At 57.2% G+C, this 18,705-nt stretch carries 14 protein-coding genes; 10 read left to right on the top strand and 4 right to left on the bottom strand.

Annotated elements, in window-relative coordinates; all coding sequences use genetic code 11:
* Positions 1-35 precede the first annotated feature (35 nt).
* The 3 genes from FDY93_RS04440 (at position 36) to gad (ending at position 3,303) form a co-directional block, all read left to right on the top strand.
* Positions 36-827: a hypothetical protein gene (locus FDY93_RS04440; RefSeq protein ID WP_138234520.1), complete on the top strand. Its 792-nt coding sequence runs from the start codon at positions 36-38 to the stop codon at positions 825-827.
* An 81-nt stretch (positions 828-908) separates the two neighbouring features.
* Positions 909-1,874, top strand: a complete 966-nt coding sequence (locus FDY93_RS04435; RefSeq protein ID WP_138234519.1) for a linear amide C-N hydrolase — start codon at positions 909-911, stop codon at positions 1,872-1,874.
* 22 nt (positions 1,875-1,896) lie between these two features.
* Entirely contained in the window at positions 1,897-3,303 is a 1,407-nt protein-coding gene (gad, locus tag FDY93_RS04430) for a glutamate decarboxylase (protein ID WP_138234518.1), read from the top strand.
* Positions 3,304-3,410: 107 nt separating this feature from the next.
* On the opposite strand, the gene FDY93_RS04425 is transcribed toward gad, so the two are convergent.
* Positions 3,411-3,908: a Spy/CpxP family protein refolding chaperone gene (locus FDY93_RS04425; protein WP_138234517.1), complete on the bottom strand. Its 498-nt coding sequence runs from the start codon at positions 3,906-3,908 to the stop codon at positions 3,411-3,413.
* A 633-nt stretch (positions 3,909-4,541) separates the two neighbouring features.
* Between FDY93_RS04425 and FDY93_RS04420 the strand changes: the two genes are divergently transcribed.
* On the top strand, positions 4,542-5,051 hold the full coding sequence (locus tag FDY93_RS04420) for a hypothetical protein (RefSeq protein WP_138234516.1): 510 nt from the start codon (positions 4,542-4,544) through the stop codon (positions 5,049-5,051).
* Between the two features lie 86 nt (positions 5,052-5,137).
* Here the strand turns inward: FDY93_RS04420 and FDY93_RS04415 are convergent, their stop codons facing one another.
* Positions 5,138-5,554: a VOC family protein gene (locus FDY93_RS04415; RefSeq protein ID WP_138234515.1), complete on the bottom strand. Its 417-nt coding sequence runs from the start codon at positions 5,552-5,554 to the stop codon at positions 5,138-5,140.
* Between the two features lie 277 nt (positions 5,555-5,831).
* Between FDY93_RS04415 and FDY93_RS04410 the strand changes: the two genes are divergently transcribed.
* Positions 5,832-6,227: a hypothetical protein gene (locus tag FDY93_RS04410; RefSeq protein WP_138234514.1), complete on the top strand. Its 396-nt coding sequence runs from the start codon at positions 5,832-5,834 to the stop codon at positions 6,225-6,227.
* Positions 6,228-6,281: 54 nt separating this feature from the next.
* On the opposite strand, the gene FDY93_RS04405 is transcribed toward FDY93_RS04410, so the two are convergent.
* A complete protein-coding gene (locus tag FDY93_RS04405; protein WP_171018885.1) occupies positions 6,282-7,382 on the bottom strand; it encodes an acyltransferase family protein in 1,101 nt (366 codons plus the stop codon).
* A gap of 66 nt (positions 7,383-7,448) precedes the next feature.
* Entirely contained in the window at positions 7,449-8,387 is a 939-nt protein-coding gene (locus FDY93_RS04400) for a LysR family transcriptional regulator (RefSeq protein WP_138234512.1), read from the bottom strand.
* Between the two features lie 225 nt (positions 8,388-8,612).
* On the opposite strand from FDY93_RS04400, the gene aptA reads away from it, so the two are divergent.
* The 5 genes from aptA to pepN (FDY93_RS04375) all read left to right on the top strand — a co-directional run bounded on the left by aptA (position 8,613) and on the right by pepN (FDY93_RS04375) (position 18,583).
* Entirely contained in the window at positions 8,613-9,950 is a 1,338-nt protein-coding gene (gene aptA / locus FDY93_RS04395; RefSeq protein ID WP_138234511.1) for an omega-aminotransferase AptA, read from the top strand.
* Positions 9,951-10,074: 124 nt separating this feature from the next.
* The gene (locus tag FDY93_RS04390) at positions 10,075-11,568 is read left to right on the top strand and encodes a CoA-acylating methylmalonate-semialdehyde dehydrogenase (RefSeq protein ID WP_138234510.1); all 1,494 of its coding nucleotides are present in this window, start codon (positions 10,075-10,077) and stop codon (positions 11,566-11,568) included.
* Between the two features lie 401 nt (positions 11,569-11,969).
* Positions 11,970-14,666, top strand: a complete 2,697-nt coding sequence (pepN, locus tag FDY93_RS04385) for an aminopeptidase N (protein WP_138234509.1) — start codon at positions 11,970-11,972, stop codon at positions 14,664-14,666.
* A gap of 177 nt (positions 14,667-14,843) precedes the next feature.
* Positions 14,844-15,767, top strand: a complete 924-nt coding sequence (locus FDY93_RS04380) for an alpha/beta hydrolase (protein ID WP_138234508.1) — start codon at positions 14,844-14,846, stop codon at positions 15,765-15,767.
* Positions 15,768-15,895: 128 nt separating this feature from the next.
* On the top strand, positions 15,896-18,583 hold the full coding sequence (gene pepN, locus FDY93_RS04375; RefSeq protein ID WP_138234507.1) for an aminopeptidase N: 2,688 nt from the start codon (positions 15,896-15,898) through the stop codon (positions 18,581-18,583).
* Positions 18,584-18,705 lie beyond the last annotated feature (122 nt).

The following is an 18,705-nucleotide window of genomic DNA, read 5'->3' as shown; positions in this document are numbered from 1 at the left end:
GACTTTCAGATTAAACGGCAGAGGATTTTTTGCGCATGGCGGGATTGTTCACTTTTGACTTTAGACATCGCTATCGAAATGGCCTTAGTACATGGCTTGTTGCGCACGCTCTGCTGCTTACTTTTCAATGCAATCCCACCCATGTACAGGCGGAGACCGCTGACTGGGAATTCTATATCGCGCCCTATGCCTGGGGGCTGGGTCTTGATGGAAACATTTCCCACGGCCCGTACCACTTCAGAGCAGACGCCAGTTTCAGCGACCTGTGGTCTGACCTTAACTGGGGTGGCATGGGGGCCTTTCAAGCACAAAAGGGCAAGTTCGGAATTCTGGTGGATGGGCTTTACGTCGATCTTTCCGATGATGTGTCGTTAACCAACCTGCCACTGCCCTTCCCCGTGGATATTGATATCGATAACAAAACCTCCACCGGTTTGCTCGCAGCGACATTCAGAGTCCTGGATAGACCGGGCGGTTTTGTGGACCTGATGGCCGGCTACCGCTATTGGTCGATAGAAACCGACGTGGATATCTCGGTGCCAATTGCCAATCTGGATGTTTCCGAGGGCGCCGATTGGCATGACGGGCAACTCGGTATTCGCGGTCACGCGAACCTCTCCTCACGCTTCTATATTGAAGGCATGGCCCTGACCGGAACGCGCTCCGATCGCACTACAGATCTCACCGCATTTGCGGGCTTCCGGATAAATGACTGCACCGCAATCATGGCCGGATTCCGCCGCATAAGTATCGACTACCGTAATTCGCTCTACCGTTTCGATGCCACACTACATGGGCCGGCCATAGGGTTCAGTTACAAATTCTGAGGCCGAACCAACCGTTCGGAAAATTACTCCACACACAACGTCGCCGCACAGGTCGACAGAGTACTACCCTGGAAAAACACTATGTGTACAAGAACACTATGGCTTGAAAGTGGGCAAGGCCCCATTGCGGGGCGCAACATGGACTGGGCGCAGAGCCTGGGAACCAATCTCTGGGTGTTGCCGGCGGGCGCAGAACGCACCGGTATCGACAAGGACCCGAACCCGCTGAAGTGGAAGTCAAAACACGCAAGCCTGGTCGCCACCGCATACGATCTGGCAACGGTAGATGGCCTGAATGAGAAGGGCCTGGCAACCCATGTGCTGTGGCTCACCGAATCCGACTACGGCGAGCGCGATCCGGCACAATTGGGATTGTCCGTCTCTCTGTGGGCCCAGTTTTATCTGGACCAGTTTGACAGCGTCGAAGCCTGTGTTGCCTATACCAAGAAACACCAGATTCAAGTACGACCTCAGGGCGACCCGGTGTCCGGCCGTTGGTCAACGGTGCACTTGGCGCTCAGTGATGCTACCGGCGATTCCGCGGTGATCGAATATATCGACGGCGTGGCGAAGGTGCATCACAGCCGGAAATACACAGTGATGACCAATTCACCGCCATTTGATCAGCAGCTGCAGCACCTGGCCAAGTATCAGGGGCTGGGGGGAGACCTCCCACTGCCAGGAACTACTGAGGCGGCAGACCGGTTTGTTCGTGCGAGCTACTACCTTTCGAAACTGCCACCGGCGGACTCCCCGAGGCAGGCCTATGCAGCACTGTTGAGCGTAATGCGCAATGCGGCACAACCCTTCGGTGTCGCCGACCCGGCCCGCCCGCATATCTCCATGACCATCTGGCGTACCCTGATCGATCTCAAACGCGGTGTTTACGCGTTCGAATCTTCCTTCAGCCCGGACATCATCTGGGTACAGCTTCACAAACTGGATCTCAGTAAAAGCCAGAAGCTGGATCTCAGCCAAGAGGACCTGGTAGGAGATGTGAGTGGCAGGTTTGTCGCGACTCCTGCATTTGCCTTTATGTCCGCCTAGCGCAGCGAATCAGGATTCACCGATGCCATTACACCGGAAAAGTAAGCGTAAGCATGTCTCGCGGGATGTCGGCGAGGACATATTCGCCGACAGCGCCAGTCGCCACAGCGTACCCCGCTACAGCCTGCCCACTCATTCGATGGCTGCGCCGACCGGCTACCAATTGGTGCGAGATGAGCTGTATCTGGACGGCAATTCCCGCCAGAACCTAGCCACCTTCTGCACCACCTGGGCCGAAGACGAAGTGCATCGTTTGATGTCGGATTGTTTTGACAAAAACATGATCGACAAAGACGAGTACCCACAAACGGCAGAAATCGAAGCCCGGTGTGTACATATGCTCGCCGCGTTATGGGGCGCACAGGATGCGGAAGACACCATCGGCTGTTCCACCACAGGCTCATCCGAAGCCGCGATGCTCGGTGGCTTGGCATTGAAATGGCAATGGCGCAAGCGGCGGCAAAAGCTGAATCTAAGCACGGACAAGCCCAACCTGATTTGCGGGCCGGTCCAGGTCTGCTGGCACAAGTTCGCGCGATATTTCGATGTGGAACTCCGCGAGGTACCACTTGATGGCGATGAAGTCTGCCTGAACGCGGAGAAAATTCATCAGTATGTCGACGAAAACACCATCGGTGTAGTTGCCACCCTCGGTGTAACCTTCACCTGTGTTTACGAACCCGTAGAGGAAATCGCCCGCGCCCTGGACCAGATTGAAGCAGACACCGGTTTTGACATCCCCATTCATGTGGATGCCGCCAGCGGCGGATTTGTGGCGCCGTTTGTACAACCGGATCTGGTGTGGGATTTCCGCGTAAAGCGAGTGAAATCCATTAACAGTTCCGGACATAAGTACGGCCTGGCGCCGCTCGGTGTGGGGTGGGTGGTGTGGCGAGATGCTGCCGAGCTACCTGAGGATCTTATATTCCACGTGGACTATCTCGGTGGCGATATGCCTACCTTTGCCCTGAACTTCAGCCGTGCCGGCGGTGGCGTGATCGCCCAGTACTATAATTTCGTTCGCCTCGGTTTCGACGGCTACCGAAAAATTCAGCAGAGCTGCATTGATACCGCAATCTGGCTTGGTAAGGAAATTGCGGATATGGGGCCGTTTGAGCTGTTTTACAATGGAGAAGGTGGTCTGCCAGCCATCAGCTATACGCAAAAACCCGGCGATTGGGGCTTCAATCTCTACGATCTCTCCGACCATTTGCGCATGCGTGGATGGCAGATTGCATCCTACCCGCTGCCGACAAACCGGGAACACACCGTGATTCAGAGAATCATGGTCCGCCACGGTATCAGCCGCGATATGGCCGCACTCCTGACGGAGGATATCCGGCGCGCGATCACATATTTTGCGGCCCACCCGGAGCCGCCTTCACCAGCGCGTCCGGCATTCAGTCACTCAGGAAGAACGTCTTCCTGACGATGTATTCCGAATCAGGCAACAACGGGGACGGTTTAACCGCCCCCATTGTCGCTGGGGGAGAAGGCATCACATCAGAATGACTTCTCATTCAGGTTGACACGACATTAATCGTCGTCTCCTCCCCGATATTTTTTCTCCCACTCATCCCGATGTTCAGCCTTGAACTTTTCAAGCCTGGCTTTCTGCTCTTCATCGAGAATCTCTTTGAATTTCTTCTGGTACTTGTGAGCCATTTCCATTTTCGCCACCTGGACTTTTCCCCATTGTGCACCCAGGCTATCGAGCGTGGACCGGTCCGCCCCGGACTCCAGCGCATCTTTTATCTGCTTGTGAAGTTTCTTACTTTCTTCTTTCAGTTTCTTTCTTTCCTCCTTTACCGCCTCTCGATGCTTTCTGAGTTCCTCCTTCTGCTCCTTTCTGAGCGCCAGCTTTTCTTCCAGCGTCATCCAGAACTTATCAAACCTCTCGGAGTGATCGTGTTTTTGATAGTTGACTATCGCCGCATCGGCCTGACCGGGAAGAGCGACGAGAACCCCTGACAACCCCATGCAGGCGACCAGGTATTTCCAAGAACTCATAGAAACCTCTACATCATTGACCATGTTGGTTCAATTAGCCTAGTTCGTTGTTTTTTGCGCCTCAAGAATCTGTATATACCCATTCAGAGTAGCGGGGCTGCTATCTATTTCCGAAGATAAGGACAAGACATAGTGAACGCAAAACCAGGGATTCACTGAATACTTCCCGGATCGGGGCCTAATGCTACCGGACTTCGCCCATGGACCATCGGCTCACCAGAATCCCGCTCTCTGCTTCGAGCTTCTCGGACTGGATCTTTGTGCGTACCTGAATATCCGCTCACTGCATTGAAACCGAGGTGTCCACAACATGCACGATTTAAACTTATCACTTACCTGGTCACACCAGGCTTTATCAGCCTATCAACCGTTGCCTTAAACCTCCCGGTCTTCCATATCACTATTCCGATGTACATACAGAGCACATGATATCCACCCCAGGATTAGCATTGAATGGAAGATAAATCCAAGTCGTTTTGCTCAACAGTTAGCAAAAACAGATTTCAGACACGCTTTTTCCTTGTCAAAAGCGGACAACTCGGACACCACCACTAGAATCAGCCTGGCAATCCTTTCTGAATAGAGATTTACCATTCATAAAGGTATTGCAAAATTTTTATAGCATCTCGCCCATTATTCAACCTTCAGGAAGGCATCATGAAAATTGCGAATTTTAATAAAATATTCACTCTTCTATTTGTAGCGCTTCCATTCAACAACGCGCTGGCGGTAGGTGAACTCACGTGTACGGCCAGCGCTGATATTTCCTACTCGCCCGGATTGCGTTTATTCTCGCAACAAACTGACATCAGTTTTGATGTGGAATATTCAGGGTGCACCTCCTTGACCGGATCAACAATTACCGGTGGAAGCCGCTCAGGCAGTTTTACCGGTTCACGCAGTTGTCTTGCACTACCGCCCAGCGGCTCGGCAACCATTGAAATTTACTGGGATAACGGCCAGACAAGCGTTGTGGATGCCACCACGCAGAGTACGGATGCCGCAGGGCAAACCGTGCACCTGCTGACGGGCCCGATCATTTCCGGACCGTTTGCCGGTTTGACGTTTAGTGAGCAGCTAGTGCAGGCATCTCTCGATCTCTTGAGTTGCCTGGTCGCACCTGGTGTTGAATCACAAACAGGTATAGGCGTGATGGAAATTTTATAATTGAAGAACAGCCCTTTCTCGGCGTTTAATGAAAACCATGAACACGAGAAAGGGTTGCGAAAAAATACGCGTCCGGCAGCCTTTAACTACTTGAACATAAGCTCCGGATTTTTCATCGACTTCATCTCCAGCACATTGCCGTTAGGGTCTTTGATGAAAAAAGTTTCCTGCTCATATTCGTTGCCGACAAATCGGCGATAGGGTTTATCCAGATATTCCAGACCCGCAGCTTCGATACGTGCCTTTAGCGCCTGAAATTCTTCATTGGGCAGATGTGCGCCAAAGTGCGGTACCGCTACTGCGCCCATATCAACTTCATGACGCACATTAGGCAACTGCTCGGTACTCTGATGCAGGGTGAGTTCATTGCCCCAGAAGTCGATGTCGATCCAGTGCCCAGCTTCGCTGTTACCGGTCTTACAGCCGAGTATGTCGCAGTAAAACTCCTTGGCAGTTTCCAAATCCCCGGCGGGAATGGCCAGGTGCATACAGTTGGATTTCATCCTATCTCCTGAAGTTGGTTCAGGGTGAAAGTGATCGCGCCCACGGTGCGTCCTGCAAGGAGTTTAGATTAAGGATCAGCACCCCTCTATAATCGACCTCTCCGGAAAGCGGTGCAGAACACTGCCGGGAGGTACCTGCATCATTTTCAACAGCCGGTTATGCGCCAAATGTACTTGAAACCCTGTTTCGGTTAGAGTGCCTGACAGCGGTTGCGCTATGACTCCAGCCCAATCCGGCGCTCGGAACTCTTATTGAATACGACCAATCCAATGCACCATGTTTTCTAACCAGTGGTACCAACTGAAACTGCAGTTTCGCGAGCACTCGGCGCATTTCACCGCCGGGGAATGCAGTTTTCGCGCGCAACTGCACGCTGCGTTCGTGCGCCTTGCCGCCAGCGGTGGTGAAGTCAGGGCTACGCTGATGGTGCATCACCGGCTGCACGGCTGGCTAAAGGTGTGCGATGCCGATCATCGCTACCCCATCATCCAAAACCCGCTGCGGCTGGACTGTACACAGCTGTTCAAAGCCGTGCGTCACACCCTTCAGGAAGCCGATCGCTGGCCAAGCGATGAGGAAAAGCTGCGCCGCCGTCTTGAGCGCCAAACCCGCCGTCGCGCAGAAGATGCCATGGCGCGCCGCAGCAGGTTTCATATCGTCCGGGATGAATGAGTGGGCATGATCTGTCACTGTTGCCCCGCCAATATCTCATTGCCAGGTTAAATATTAAGCGACCGCCGCCAGATCTTTGTCCACGCTATTCCGGCTCAGGCGGCGTCCGGCCTCAATGGCGGGCCGCTCAATCAGGTAGTATGTCGCGATAGCAATCACCATGGTCAGTGTTATTGCCACGGCCATATATCCCCACAGCGCCCAATCTCCGGTAAAGCTTGCCCACGTTTGGTGACGCAACCAATGGACGACCGTCATTGCCACCGGATGGAATAAATAGACGGAGTAACTCACAACACCCGACCAAGCCAGCATTGCTGGTACCCGCCAGTGGAAACCGATAGCCATGCAGAAGACACCAAGCGCAATAAGATGTGCTGCCCCAAACCTTATGGGCTGGTCGACAAGGTTGACACCAGCAGCATGGAGCATCAGCGCAAGCGCGGGCAGACCAAATACTGTAGCGGGTGCCATCAGGAAAAACAGTTTTGTTGCTGTGGTATGGGTACCAAACAAGACTTCGCGCAAAATCGTTCCGCAGAGCATGATCGCAAGCAAGTAGGGGATATATTGATGCTCCGGCGATAGCGAACTCTGATAGCCAAACATTTTTTCGAGCAATTTTTGACCAACAAAAACTGATAGAAACACAACGGCTAACACGGTCAGGAACCGGCCGTCGTGCATTTTCCCGATATAAAACAGAAAACCGCACAAAATATAGAAAACCAGTTCAACTTGCAGGGTCCAATACAATCCCTGTATATGAGGCATACCCAACAGTGACTGGAACATCGTAAGGTTGGTACCTATCTCGGAGATGGTCCATTGCTTACCGACAAAAATTGCCCCAGTGAATACCGCCAGAAAAATAGAAAACCAATAGACCGGGTACAATCTGAAAAATCGTCTTACCGCGAATTTTTTCACAGCGCCGGCGCCAGCCGAAAAACTGTGTGGAATAATAAAGCCGGAAATCAGGAAGAAACACACCACGCCGATCCGACCAAAATCGACACTCCACGCCACATCGGCGAGCCACGTTCCTTTGTCCGCCACACCTGGAATTCTTACAAACGACTCGGAGGTGTGTTGCCACACGACCAGCAACGCGGCAATTCCCCGCAGTGCATCCAGCCGATCAATTCGCGTCACTACTTTACTCCCCTGAAATCCATTAACAGTCCCGGCACCCCTGCCGAGGTCGCTCAACATACATGACTATCTCGAGCTACCCAAGTAGTGCGCCTCCACCAAACAATCCCACAACACCTTCACAATCCTTGAAGGCCGCGGCGACAACCGGCGAATCGCAACAAAATCGCATTCGTATTGGTAGTGCTGCGGACAGATTGCGCGGATTTCCCCTTTTTTCAAAAACGTCTCCGCATAGTGGTCCGGCAGATAGCCGATATAGCGGCCGGACTGCAGGCAGTGGACGATGGCTTCCTGGTCGTTGACGGTGATATCGCGCTTGAGGCCGAGGCGGTTGCCTACCTCCATGTTCGGGGAGTGGTAACCGAGGCCAGCGTATTTGCTCGCGCGGATGGCGTCGTCGTCGATGGAGATATCCGCGGTGCCGAACAACGGGTGGCGGTAGCCGCAGTAGAGGTACATCTGCTCGTAGAACAGGTGCTGGTATTCGAGGCTCGGCGAGGTGCGGTGCGCGGGAATCACGCCGAGCTGAAAGCGCCCCTCCATGACTCCGCGCTCGATTTCATTGATCGGTTCGATGTGGATGTCCAGGCTCACCTCCGGCGCCAGATCGTCGAATTGGCGCAGGGCTTCCGCCACATGGGCGGCCGGGTTGGTGACCATCTTGTCGAACAGGGCGATGGAGATGTGGCCGGTCATGCGTCGGTGTACGTCCGCCACTTCACCGCGAAAGGTGTCCAGCGAGGCCAATAAACGCAGGGTGGCCTCGTAAATCTGCCGGCCCTCGCGGGTGAGCGCGAACCCGCCTCGCCCCCTCTGGCACAAGGTTACTCCAAGGCGCACTTCCAGATCCTTGATATGGCGGCTGATGGTGGAGCGGCCCACATTCAGCTCCAGCTCCGCAGCGGAGAAGCCGCCCGCCTCGGCCACGGCGCGGAAGACCCGCAGCAGGCGCAGGTCGATGTCGCTGAGCTGGCCCAGCAGGGCGGTTTGGGTTCTTGCCATGGATATCTCGTTACGTGCGCGCTCTCTGTAGGAGCCTGCCCGCAGGCGAACCCCAAGGTGGGCGCCGCTTTGCGGCGCTTCGCCTGCAGGCAGGCTCCTACAAGAAGGTGGTCGCGTTAAGTTTCATGTAAGTGAAACTTAACGTTTATAAGTCACAATTCATGAAACATTAAAGCTCATCTACAGTTACCGCAACTCAATCGTCGAACAAGCCGGAGAAGAAGAGTGAGCGACAAGTTTGCCGGGCTCAGCCAGTCTCAGCTGGATGCCCACTGGATGCCCTATACGGGCAACCGCCAGTTCAAGAAGGATCCGCGGATCATCACCGGGGCAGAGGGGTGCTATTACACCAGCGCCGACGGCCGCCGGGTTTTCGACGGGCTGTCCGGTCTTTGGACCTGTGGTGCGGGCCACAATCGCGCGGAGATCGCCGATGCGGTCAGTGAGCAGTTGCGTACCCTGGATTACTCGCCGGCTTTCCAGTTCGGTCATCCCAAGGCGTTTGAACTGGCCGAACGCATTACCCAATTCATGCCAGACGGGCTGAACCGCGTATTCTTCACCGGCTCCGGTTCCGAATCCGCGGAAACGTCACTTAAAATCGCCCGCGCCTATTGGCGCAAGAAGGGCTTCGCCTCCAAGACCAAGCTGATCGGCCGCGCCAAGGGTTACCACGGGGTCAACTTCGGCGGCATCAGCGTCGGTGGCATCGGCGCCAACCGCGCGCTCTACGGCACCGCGGTGGATGCCGACCACCTGCCGCACACGGTGTTGCCTCAGAACAGGTTCTGCAAAGGCATGCCGGAGGAAGGTGCGCATCTGGCGGATGAACTGCTGGAAATGATCGCGCTGCACGACGCCTCCAATATCGCCGCGGTGATCGTGGAGCCGATGGCGGGTTCCGCCGGGGTGCTGCCGCCGCCGGTGGGTTACCTGCAGCGCCTTCGGGAAATCTGTACCCAGCACAACATCCTGCTGATTTTCGATGAGGTAATCACCGCCTTCGGTCGTATGGGCGCCGCAACCGGCGCCGAGGCCTTCGGGGTGACGCCGGACATTCTCAACGTCGCCAAGCAGCTGACCAATGGTGCGGTACCCATGGGCGCGGTGATCGCGAAGCAGGAAATCTACGATACGTTTATGGAAAACGGCGGTCACGAATATTTGCTGGAGCTGCCCCACGGCTACACCTATTCCGCGCATCCGGTGTCCTGCGCCGCGGCACTGGCCTCGCTGGATATCCTGGAGAAGGAAAACCTGTTTGCACGCGCGGCGGAACTGGCGGTGGTACTGGAAGAGCGCGTGCACCAGCTGAAAGGCACCCCGCTGATCAGCGATATCCGCAACTGCGGTGTGGCCGCGGGCCTCACCATCGAGGCGGCGCCCGGTGAGCCGCTGCTGCGCCCGTACCAGATCGCGATGAACATGTGGCAGAAGGGCTTCTACGTGCGCTACGGCGGCGACACCATCCAGTTGGGGCTGCCGTTTGTGGCGAGCCCGGAAGAAGTCGACACACTGGTCAGTGCGCTGGGCGATGCGATCAATGAGGTTGCTGCGGGCTAACCACCGCCGTCATCCCGGACTCGATCCGGGATCCAGTGGGCACGGTATTTTCCAGCTTCGTAGCCCTGGATACCGGCCTTCGCCGGTATGACGAAGAAGAACATCAGATTTGAGAGAGAAAAACATGAACACAGTCGGCCACTTTATCAACGGCGAGGTGGTGGAAACCGCCGAGCGCACCCAAGATGTTTTCAACCCGGCCACCGGTGAGGTCGTCCGCCAGGTGGCGATCGCTGCCAAAAGCACGGTGGAAGAAGCCATCGCCGCCGCGCAAGCTGCCTACCCGGAGTGGCGCAACACGCCGCCGGCGAAGCGCGCCAAGATCATGTTCAAGTTCAAGCAACTGCTGGAAGACAACGCGGAGAAGATCTGCGCGTTGATCGGCGAGGAGCACGGCAAGATTTCCCACGACGCCATGGGCGAACTGACCCGCGGCATCGAAAATGTGGAATTCGCCTGCAGTGCCCCACTGATGCTGAAGGGCGAACACAGCCGCAACGTGGGCCCCGGTATCGATTCCTGGAGCGAAATGCAGCCGCTGGGTGTGGTGGCCGGTATCACCCCGTTCAACTTCCCGGCGATGGTACCGCTGTGGATGTTTCCGCTCGCCATCGTGTGCGGTAACACCTTCGTGCTGAAACCCTCCGAGCGCGATCCCTCCTGTGGGCTGTTTTTGGCGCAACTGCTGCAGGAAGCCGGCCTGCCGGATGGTGTGCTGAATGTGGTGAACGGCGACAAGGTGGCGGTGGACACCCTGCTCACCTCTCCCACCGTGAAGGCGGTGAGCTTCGTCGGATCCACCCCCATTGCCGAATATGTCTACTCCACCGCAACAGCCCACGGCAAACGCTGCCAGGCGCTGGGCGGTGCCAAGAACCACGCGATCATCATGCCGGACGCGGACATGGACAACACCGTGGCCGCACTGACGGGCGCCGCCTTCGGCTCCTCCGGCGAGCGCTGCATGGCGCTTTCTGTCGCCGTGTGTGTGGGCGACGAGGCTGCCGATACCTTTATCGAAAAAATGTCCACAGCCATGACCGGCCTGAAAGTGGGTGCCTACACCGACAGCAGCAACGACTTCGGCCCGGTGATCACCGAGGCGCACAAGCATAAGGTGAATGGCTATATCGCCAGCGCCGAACAGCAGGGCGCCACCATCGTGGTGGACGGCCGCAACCCGCAAGTCGCGGGGTTCGAGAAGGGCTTCTATGTGGGCGGCACCCTGATCGATCACGTAAAACCCGGCATGACCTGCTACGAAGAGGAAATCTTCGGCCCAGTACTGCTGGTGGTGCGCGCCGAGTCCATGGAACAGGCGATGCAGATGATCAACGATCACGAGTATGGCAACGGCACCTGCATATTCACCCGCGACGGCGAAGCGGCACGCTACTTCAGCGACAACATCCTCGTCGGCATGGTGGGCATCAATGTGCCGCTGCCGGTACCAGTGGCATATCACAGCTTCGGCGGCTGGAAGCGCTCGCTGTTCGGCAGCCTCGGCACCTACGGGCCTGACGGTGTGCGCTTCTACACCAACCGCAAGACCATCACCCAGCGCTGGCCGTCCAGCGGCGTGCGCGAGGGTGCGCAGTTCTCTTTCCCGAGCCACTGATCTCTGTGCAAATTTTCCCCAGGTTTTTCCGGGGGAAAAGCATTCAACGGCGGAAGTGCAGTGATGTACACATCACAATATATGGAAATATGTCCCGGCGCGCTTACCCGCGGAACAATGCCGGCGAATCGCGCCGGCATTGTTCCTGACCCCCGATATTTTTGACCATTAAAAGCCACTCCTGCGAAATAAAAAACAATTTTCAGGGGCGCTGTCAGCGCGAAATATTCAGAAAATTCACCCCGCGATAAAGCGCCCAATCGGCGGGACAAAGCGCCCACGCCGTTTGCGGGGAGCGTGATATAAGGTGGCTCTTCCCATGCGGGGTTCCTTGAGATTTTCTGCGGATCATCTGGTCGCCCGCGTTACGAATAACCTATAGAAGTGACCAAGGGGTTCCCATGAACAGATCCGGAAAATTCGCCGTCGGCGTGCTGTGCAGTGCGGTACTCGCCGCCTGTAGCCTCGAGCCGAACCAGTTGCAGGCCACCGCCGGCACCAGCACCGCCCATGCACTGGCCGAGTCCGCAGCCGCGCGCGACAACGCACCGGGCCTGTCGGAGCAGTACGCCAAGCTGCGCAAACAGCAGATTGCGCAGGTGGACTACAAGCTGTCTGTCACTATCGCCAAAACCGGCGAGGCATTTTCCGGCCGCGTGATCGCGGATACCCAGTTCCGTCGCAACCTGTTGCAACCTCTGACCATCGACTTCGCCGGTGGTGAAGTGCGGGGCGTGCAGGTGGACGGCAAGACCGTACCCTTCGAATACAATGGCCACTTCATCACCATTTCCCCCGAGCACCTGAAAGGCCGCAAACACGCGATCGCTGTGGACTATACCCACGCTTACTCCAGCAACGGTTCCGGCCTGCACCGTTTCCAGGATCCGGTGGATGGCGAGGTGTACATGTACACCGACTTCGAACCCTACGATGCCAACCGCCTGTTCCCGCACTTCGACCAGCCGAACCTGAAGGCGCACTACACCCTGGACGTGACCGCGCCGAAAGACTGGAGCGTGATCACCTCCGTGCGTGAAAAGAACGTCGAGCAGAAGGGCGAGGTGAATCACTGGGTATTCCCACAGTCCCAGAAATTCTCCTCCTACATTTTCTCCCTGCACGCGGGCCCGTTCCACGTGTGGGAAAACGATGCCGACGGCATCCCGCTGCGCCTGTTCGCGCGCAAAACCCTGGCCGAATACGTGAAGCCGAACGACTGGTTCACTTTTACCAAACAGTCTTTTGAATTCTTCCAGAAGTATTTCGAAGTGGATTACCCCTTCGTGAAATACGATCAGGTGATCGTGCCCGACTTCAACGCCGGTGCGATGGAGAACGTGGCCGCGGTGACCTTCAGCGAGCGCTACGTATCCCGCGGCGACAAAACCCAGGCGGAGCGCATGCGCCTCGCCAACGTGATCGCCCACGAGATGGCGCACATGTGGTTCGGCGATCTGGTCACCATGAACTGGTGGGACGACCTGTGGCTGAACGAGAGCTTCGCCACCTACATGGCCAACCTGGCACTGGCGGAGAACAGCGAGTTCGACGATGTGTGGGAAAACTTCTACCTGGGCACCAAGCAGTGGGCCTACGGTGAAGACCAGCTGCCCACCACCCACGCGATCCAGCTGCCGGTGCAAAACACCGATGAGGCCTTCGCCAACTTCGACGGCATCACCTACGGCAAGGGCGGTTCCATCCTCAAGCAGCTGCCCTACTACCTGGGCAAGGAAGAGTTCCGCAAGGGTGTGTCCAACTACCTGAAGGACCTGTCCTACAAGAACTCCACCCTGGACGACTTCATGGGTCACCTGGGCAAGGCCGCCGGCAAGGACCTGGACCAATGGCAGCAGCAGTGGCTGTACAACGCCGGTCTCAACACCATCGCCGCCAGCTTCCAGTGTAAAGACGGCAAGATTGCCAGCCTGACCATCAAGCAGTCCGCCCCCGCGGATTACCCGGTGCTGCGCGAACAGCGCACCCAGGTTGGCCTGTACAACATGGCCGGCGGCAAAATGGTGCTGAGCAAGGCCATTCCGGTGACCTACGCCGGCGCTTCCACCGAAGTGGCCGCGGCCAAGGGCGAGGCCTGCCCGCAGATCGTCTACCCCAACGAGGGCGACTGGGCGTTTGCCAAGGTAAACCTGGACAAGGTATCTGTGGACAACATGTCCAAGCACATCAATGACATCGACAAGCCGTTCACCCGCCTGATGCTGTGGCAGAGCCTGTTCGACTCCGTCAGCGACGCCAAGCTGCCGCTGGACGAATTCGTCAGCTTCGCCATCAACAACGCCGGTGTCGAAACCGACATCAATGTGATCCGTCTGGTGTCCCGCTACCTGGGCACGTCCTATGCGTTCCTCGATCAGTTCCAGATGGACGACGCCAAGCGCACCCGCCTGCAACTGGCCATTGAAACCTTCGTGTGGGACCAGTTGCAGAAGGCGCCGGCGGGCAGCGATGCGCAGAAGACCTGGTTCAGCACCTTCACCGGAGTTGCCCATACCAACAAGGCGCTGACCAACGCCCGCAACCTGCTGCGCGGTGAGCTCGTCATCGACGGCCTGAAGCTCGACCCGGATATGCGCTGGAGCCTGATCACTCTGCAGAACCAGCGTCTTTTCGGCGACTACGCACAGGCGATCAAGACCGAGCTGGCGAAGGACAACTCCGACCGCTCGCAGCTGAACGCCATCGCCGCGGAAGCCATCCGCCCGCAGCAGGAAGCCAAGGCCAAGTGGCTGGAGAACCTGCTGGAGAAGCGCGACAACTTCAAACTGGCGCAGCTGAAATACGCCGCCGATGCCCTGTTCCCCACCGAGCAGGGCAGTCTGTATAACGCCAATGTCGAGCGCGTCATCGCTGCCTTGGACGACGTAAATTCCAGCGACGCCTCCGAGTTTGTCGGCACCTACGCGCGCCTGTTCCCGCTGAACTGCAGCGATAAGGGTGTACAGCAGGTGAGCGACATCCTCGACAGCGGCAAAACCCTGAACCCGCTGCTGGAAAAAGCGCTGAAAAACCGCCGATTCAAGAACCAGAGCTGCCTGGACATGGCGGAAGCCATCAACGGCAACACCGCCGGCTGATCGGCCAGCGGATAAAAAAGGCCCTGCGGGGCCTTTTTTATTGCACGTCGCGCGACACCCGACTCAGCGCCCAAGTCCTTCGATCTATCGGATACCCTCCCCCCCCTGCAGGCGGATGTACTTCAGGCGCGCGCCGACCACTATCCGCACTGAACATTCACACGCAAGGAAATAAAAATGTTACAGCGGTTGTTCCGAAATCTCAGTGTTTTGTGGTTACTCCTCCCCGGCCTGCCGGTCGTTGCCATGGAAGTTTCGTCGGGGAAGCTGATGACCTTGCCCGCGTTTGAATTTCACGATATTGCGGCGCGTCCCGTGCATGTGTGGCTGCCTGAGGGATACCCATCACAGCAGCCCTATTCCGTCCTCTACATGCACGACGGGCAGATGCTGTTCGACCGCCGCACCACCTGGAACAAACAGGAGTGGGGCGTGGATGAAGTTGCCGCAGAATTGCAGCGCCAGGGAAAGGTAAAACCCTTCATCGTGGTGGCCATCGAAAACATCAGCGAAACCCGCCACCAGGACTACTTTCCGCAGAAGGCGCGGGCACTGATGCCCGAAACGGCGCAGGCTCAGCAACACCCGTTCAACCAGGCGGAACTGCGCGCAGATAACTACCTGAAGTTTCTGGTCACGCAAGTGAAACCGTATATCGACCGCAATTTCCAGGTCGCGAGGGATGCGAGCCACACATTTATCGCCGGCTCCAGCATGGGCGGCCTTATCTCGCTGTATGCCACGCTGGAATACCCGGAGGTGTTTTCCGCCGTGGCTGCGATCTCCACCCACTGGCCGGGGATAGGCCCGGAAGACAAACTCCCTGTAGCAGCGAGCATCCGCGCTTATCTGGAGCAGAATCTGCCGGAGCCTGGCACACACCGCTTTTATTTTGATTACGGCACCAAAACCCTGGACGCCTACTATCCGCCACTGCAACAGCAGGTGGATACCATTATGCAGCAGGCCGGTTACCACAGCCCGGACTGGCAAACGCGCGCCTTCGAAGGTCACGCTCACGATGAAGACTCCTGGCGCCTGCGACTTGCAGAGCCGCTGCTGTTCCTGCTTGGCAGCGACACGCCGGTACAGCCCAGGTAATTCGATTCGGCAATGGGATGGCCAAACGGTCTGGGGTATCCTGTGTGCTCTCACGCCGCTGGTCATCCGGGCACGGAATACTTTGAATACAGGGCGCTGCACAACTGAAATATCTACCGGAGAATTCAATGCCCCGAATTTCACTCGTCAGTACGATCCGTCGCACCGCCATTGCCGGGGTTGTTTTCAGCACCTTGAGTGTCACTGCAGCGGCAGTGGCACGTGACAATAACCAAGCAAGTCCGATCGAACGGCCGAATGCACCGCTGCTGACGGCGGAATACGCGGCGCTGCGCCGCGCGCAGATCGCCGATGTGGATTACACCATTGCGGTGAAACTCGACGGCGATGCCGAGAGTTTCACCGGCGTGGTCACCGCCGACACCACCCTCGCCCACGATCTGAAACAGCCGTTGACGGTCGACTTCGCCGGCGGTGACGTGAAGTCGGTGCGCGCCAACGGCAAGCCGGTCAAATTCCACTACAACGGCAACTTCATCAGTATCGCCCCGCGGGATCTGCGCAAGGGCGAAAACCAGATCGTCATCGAATACAGCCATCCCTATTCCAGCGACGGCTCCGGCCTGCACCGTTTCAAGGACCAGGAAGACGGAAGCGCCTACCTCTACACCCACTTCGAGCCTTACAAAGCCAACCGCTTTTTCCCGCACTTCGACCAGCCGGACCTCAAGGCACGCTACACCGTGGAAGTGACCGCGCCGGCGGACTGGCAGGTGATCACTACCGCGCGCGAAGAAAAAGTGGAGGAAGTGGAAAATGGTCTGAAGCGCTGGTATTTCCCGCAGACCAAGAAATTCTCTTCCTACATCTTCCCGCTGCACGCCGGCCCCTATGCCGTGTGGGAGAGCGACGCCAACGGTATTCCCCTGCGCCTGTTCGCGCGCAAGGCGATGGCGGAGTACGTCAAACCGGAGGACTGGTTCAAGTTCACCCGCGAGTCTTTTGACTTCTACCAGAAGTATTTCGACATTCCCTATCCGTTCGGCAAATACGATCAGGTGATCGTGCCGGACTTCACCATCGGCGCCATGGAAAATGTCGCCGCGGTGACCTTCAATGAAGCCGCCTACGTCAGCCGCGGAGCCAAAACCCAGGCCCAGCGCCAGCGCCTCGCTAATGTGATTGCCCACGAGATGGCGCACATGTGGTTTGGCGACCTGGTAACCATGAAGTGGTGGAACGGCCTGTGGCTGAAAGAGAGTTTCGCCACCTATATGGCATCGCTGGCCCTGGCGGAAAACAGCGAATTCGAGGATGTGTGGCAGAACTTCTACCTGGGCTCCAAGCGCTGGGCCTACGGCGCCGACCAGCTGCCCACCACCCATCCCATTGAAGTGCCGGTGCCGAATACCGACGAGGCCTTCTCCAACTTCGACGGCATCACTTACGGCAAGGGTGGCTCGGTGCTGAACCAGCTGCCCTACTACCTGGGCAAGGAAGAATTCCGCCAAGGCGTGAGCAACTATCTCAAGCAGTACTCCTACGGCAACGCGGAGCTCGACGACTTTATGGGCGCGCTCGGCAAGGCCGCCAACAAGGACCTGCAGCAGTGGACGCAGAACTGGCTGTACAAGGCCGGCGTCAACACCATTTCCGCCAGCTTTCAGTGCGACCGCGACCGCATTACTTCGCTCACCATCGAGCAGAGCGCACCGGAGCAGTACCCGGTACTGCGCTCGCAGAAGGTGCAGCTGGGTATTTACCGTATGCAGGGCGGCAAGATGACCCGGGTCGCCAAGGTGCCCGCGATCTACAGCGGCGCGCGCACGGAAGTGAAAGATGCCGTCGGCATGCCCTGCCCGCAGATCCTGAGCCCCAACGATGAAGACTGGGCCTACGTGAAAACCAGTCTCGACGGCAATTCTGTGGCGGCCATCAACCGCCATATCAACGACATCGAAAGCCCGTTCACGCGCCTGATGCTGTGGCAGAGCCTGTACGATTCGGTCACGGATGCAAAGCTGCCGCTTACCGACTGGATCGAGTTTGCCCTCGCCAATGCCAGCAAGGAAACCGACATCAACGTCATCCGTTTGATTGCCGGCCATCTGGAAAGCGCGCGCGCCTATCTGTTCCGCCTGGATATTCCGCAATCCCTGCGCAAGGAAAAATTGCAGGCCATCGAGGACTTTGCCTGGAGGCAGCTGAATGCGGCACCGCAAAAAAGTGATGCACAGAAAACCTGGTTCCAGACCTGGTCTGATCTCGCCCAGAGCAAGACCGCATTGAAGCGTGCCGAGCGATTGCTCGACCATAAAATGACAATCAAAGGCCTGGAGATCGACAAGGACCGCAGCTGGCCGCTGATCGCCCTGCTGAATCGCAATCTGTTCGGCGACTATGAAGAGCGCATCAACCGGCAGCTGGAAAACGACAGCAGTGACCGGGCGCAACTTGCCGCCATCAGTGCCCGTGCCGGCCGCCCGACCCTGGAGGCAAAAAGCCTGTGGCTGGATAACATCCTCGACAAGCGCGACACCCTCAAACTGAGCCAGATTCGCGCCGCTGCCGGCAGCCTGTTCCCGGCGGAACAGCTCGACCTTTACCGCCAACTCGCCCCGCGCCTGTTTGCCGCGGTGCCGCAGGTCAGCAGCACCGGCGACACCCTCTACAACAAGGCCTACGCCATGCTGTTCCCGGTGGTGTGTGTTAAAGAGGATATCGCGGCCTACAACAGTGCGCTCACCAATAGCACCAATCTCATGCCGGCCCTGGGCCGCGTGTTGAAAGATCGCCGCCAGCAGAGCGAATGGTGCAGAGCTATGGATACGCTACAGCACCAGGCCAATAACTGAGCTTCGGCAAAACGCTAGCCACACTCACTCAGCCCCCGAAATTCAGGGGGCTGAGTGACAACCCGACAGTAGCGAAGATTTCATTTTCAATTCCTCGCAGTGATCTCGATTCTCGCGCCCGC

The organism is Microbulbifer harenosus (assembly GCF_005771435.1).
Classification (GTDB): Bacteria; Pseudomonadota; Gammaproteobacteria; order Pseudomonadales; family Cellvibrionaceae; genus Microbulbifer; species Microbulbifer harenosus.
Note: the sequence above shows the minus strand (reverse complement) of the source record. Positions and strands in the feature narration are given on the sequence as shown.

Coding starts and splice junctions, on each gene's coding strand:
- FDY93_RS04440 (WP_138234520.1), top strand. CDS start 36: ATGGCGGGATTGTTCACTTTTGACTTTAGACATCGCTATCGAAATGGC.
- FDY93_RS04435 (WP_138234519.1), top strand. CDS start 909: ATGTGTACAAGAACACTATGGCTTGAAAGTGGGCAAGGCCCCATTGCG.
- gad (WP_138234518.1), top strand. CDS start 1,897: ATGCCATTACACCGGAAAAGTAAGCGTAAGCATGTCTCGCGGGATGTC.
- FDY93_RS04425 (WP_138234517.1), bottom strand. CDS start 3,908: ATGGTCAATGATGTAGAGGTTTCTATGAGTTCTTGGAAATACCTGGTC.
- FDY93_RS04420 (WP_138234516.1), top strand. CDS start 4,542: ATGAAAATTGCGAATTTTAATAAAATATTCACTCTTCTATTTGTAGCG.
- FDY93_RS04415 (WP_138234515.1), bottom strand. CDS start 5,554: ATGAAATCCAACTGTATGCACCTGGCCATTCCCGCCGGGGATTTGGAA.
- FDY93_RS04410 (WP_138234514.1), top strand. CDS start 5,832: ATGTTTTCTAACCAGTGGTACCAACTGAAACTGCAGTTTCGCGAGCAC.
- FDY93_RS04400 (WP_138234512.1), bottom strand. CDS start 8,387: ATGGCAAGAACCCAAACCGCCCTGCTGGGCCAGCTCAGCGACATCGAC.
- FDY93_RS04390 (WP_138234510.1), top strand. CDS start 10,075: ATGAACACAGTCGGCCACTTTATCAACGGCGAGGTGGTGGAAACCGCC.
- pepN (WP_138234509.1), top strand. CDS start 11,970: ATGAACAGATCCGGAAAATTCGCCGTCGGCGTGCTGTGCAGTGCGGTA.
- FDY93_RS04380 (WP_138234508.1), top strand. CDS start 14,844: ATGTTACAGCGGTTGTTCCGAAATCTCAGTGTTTTGTGGTTACTCCTC.
- pepN (WP_138234507.1), top strand. CDS start 15,896: ATGCCCCGAATTTCACTCGTCAGTACGATCCGTCGCACCGCCATTGCC.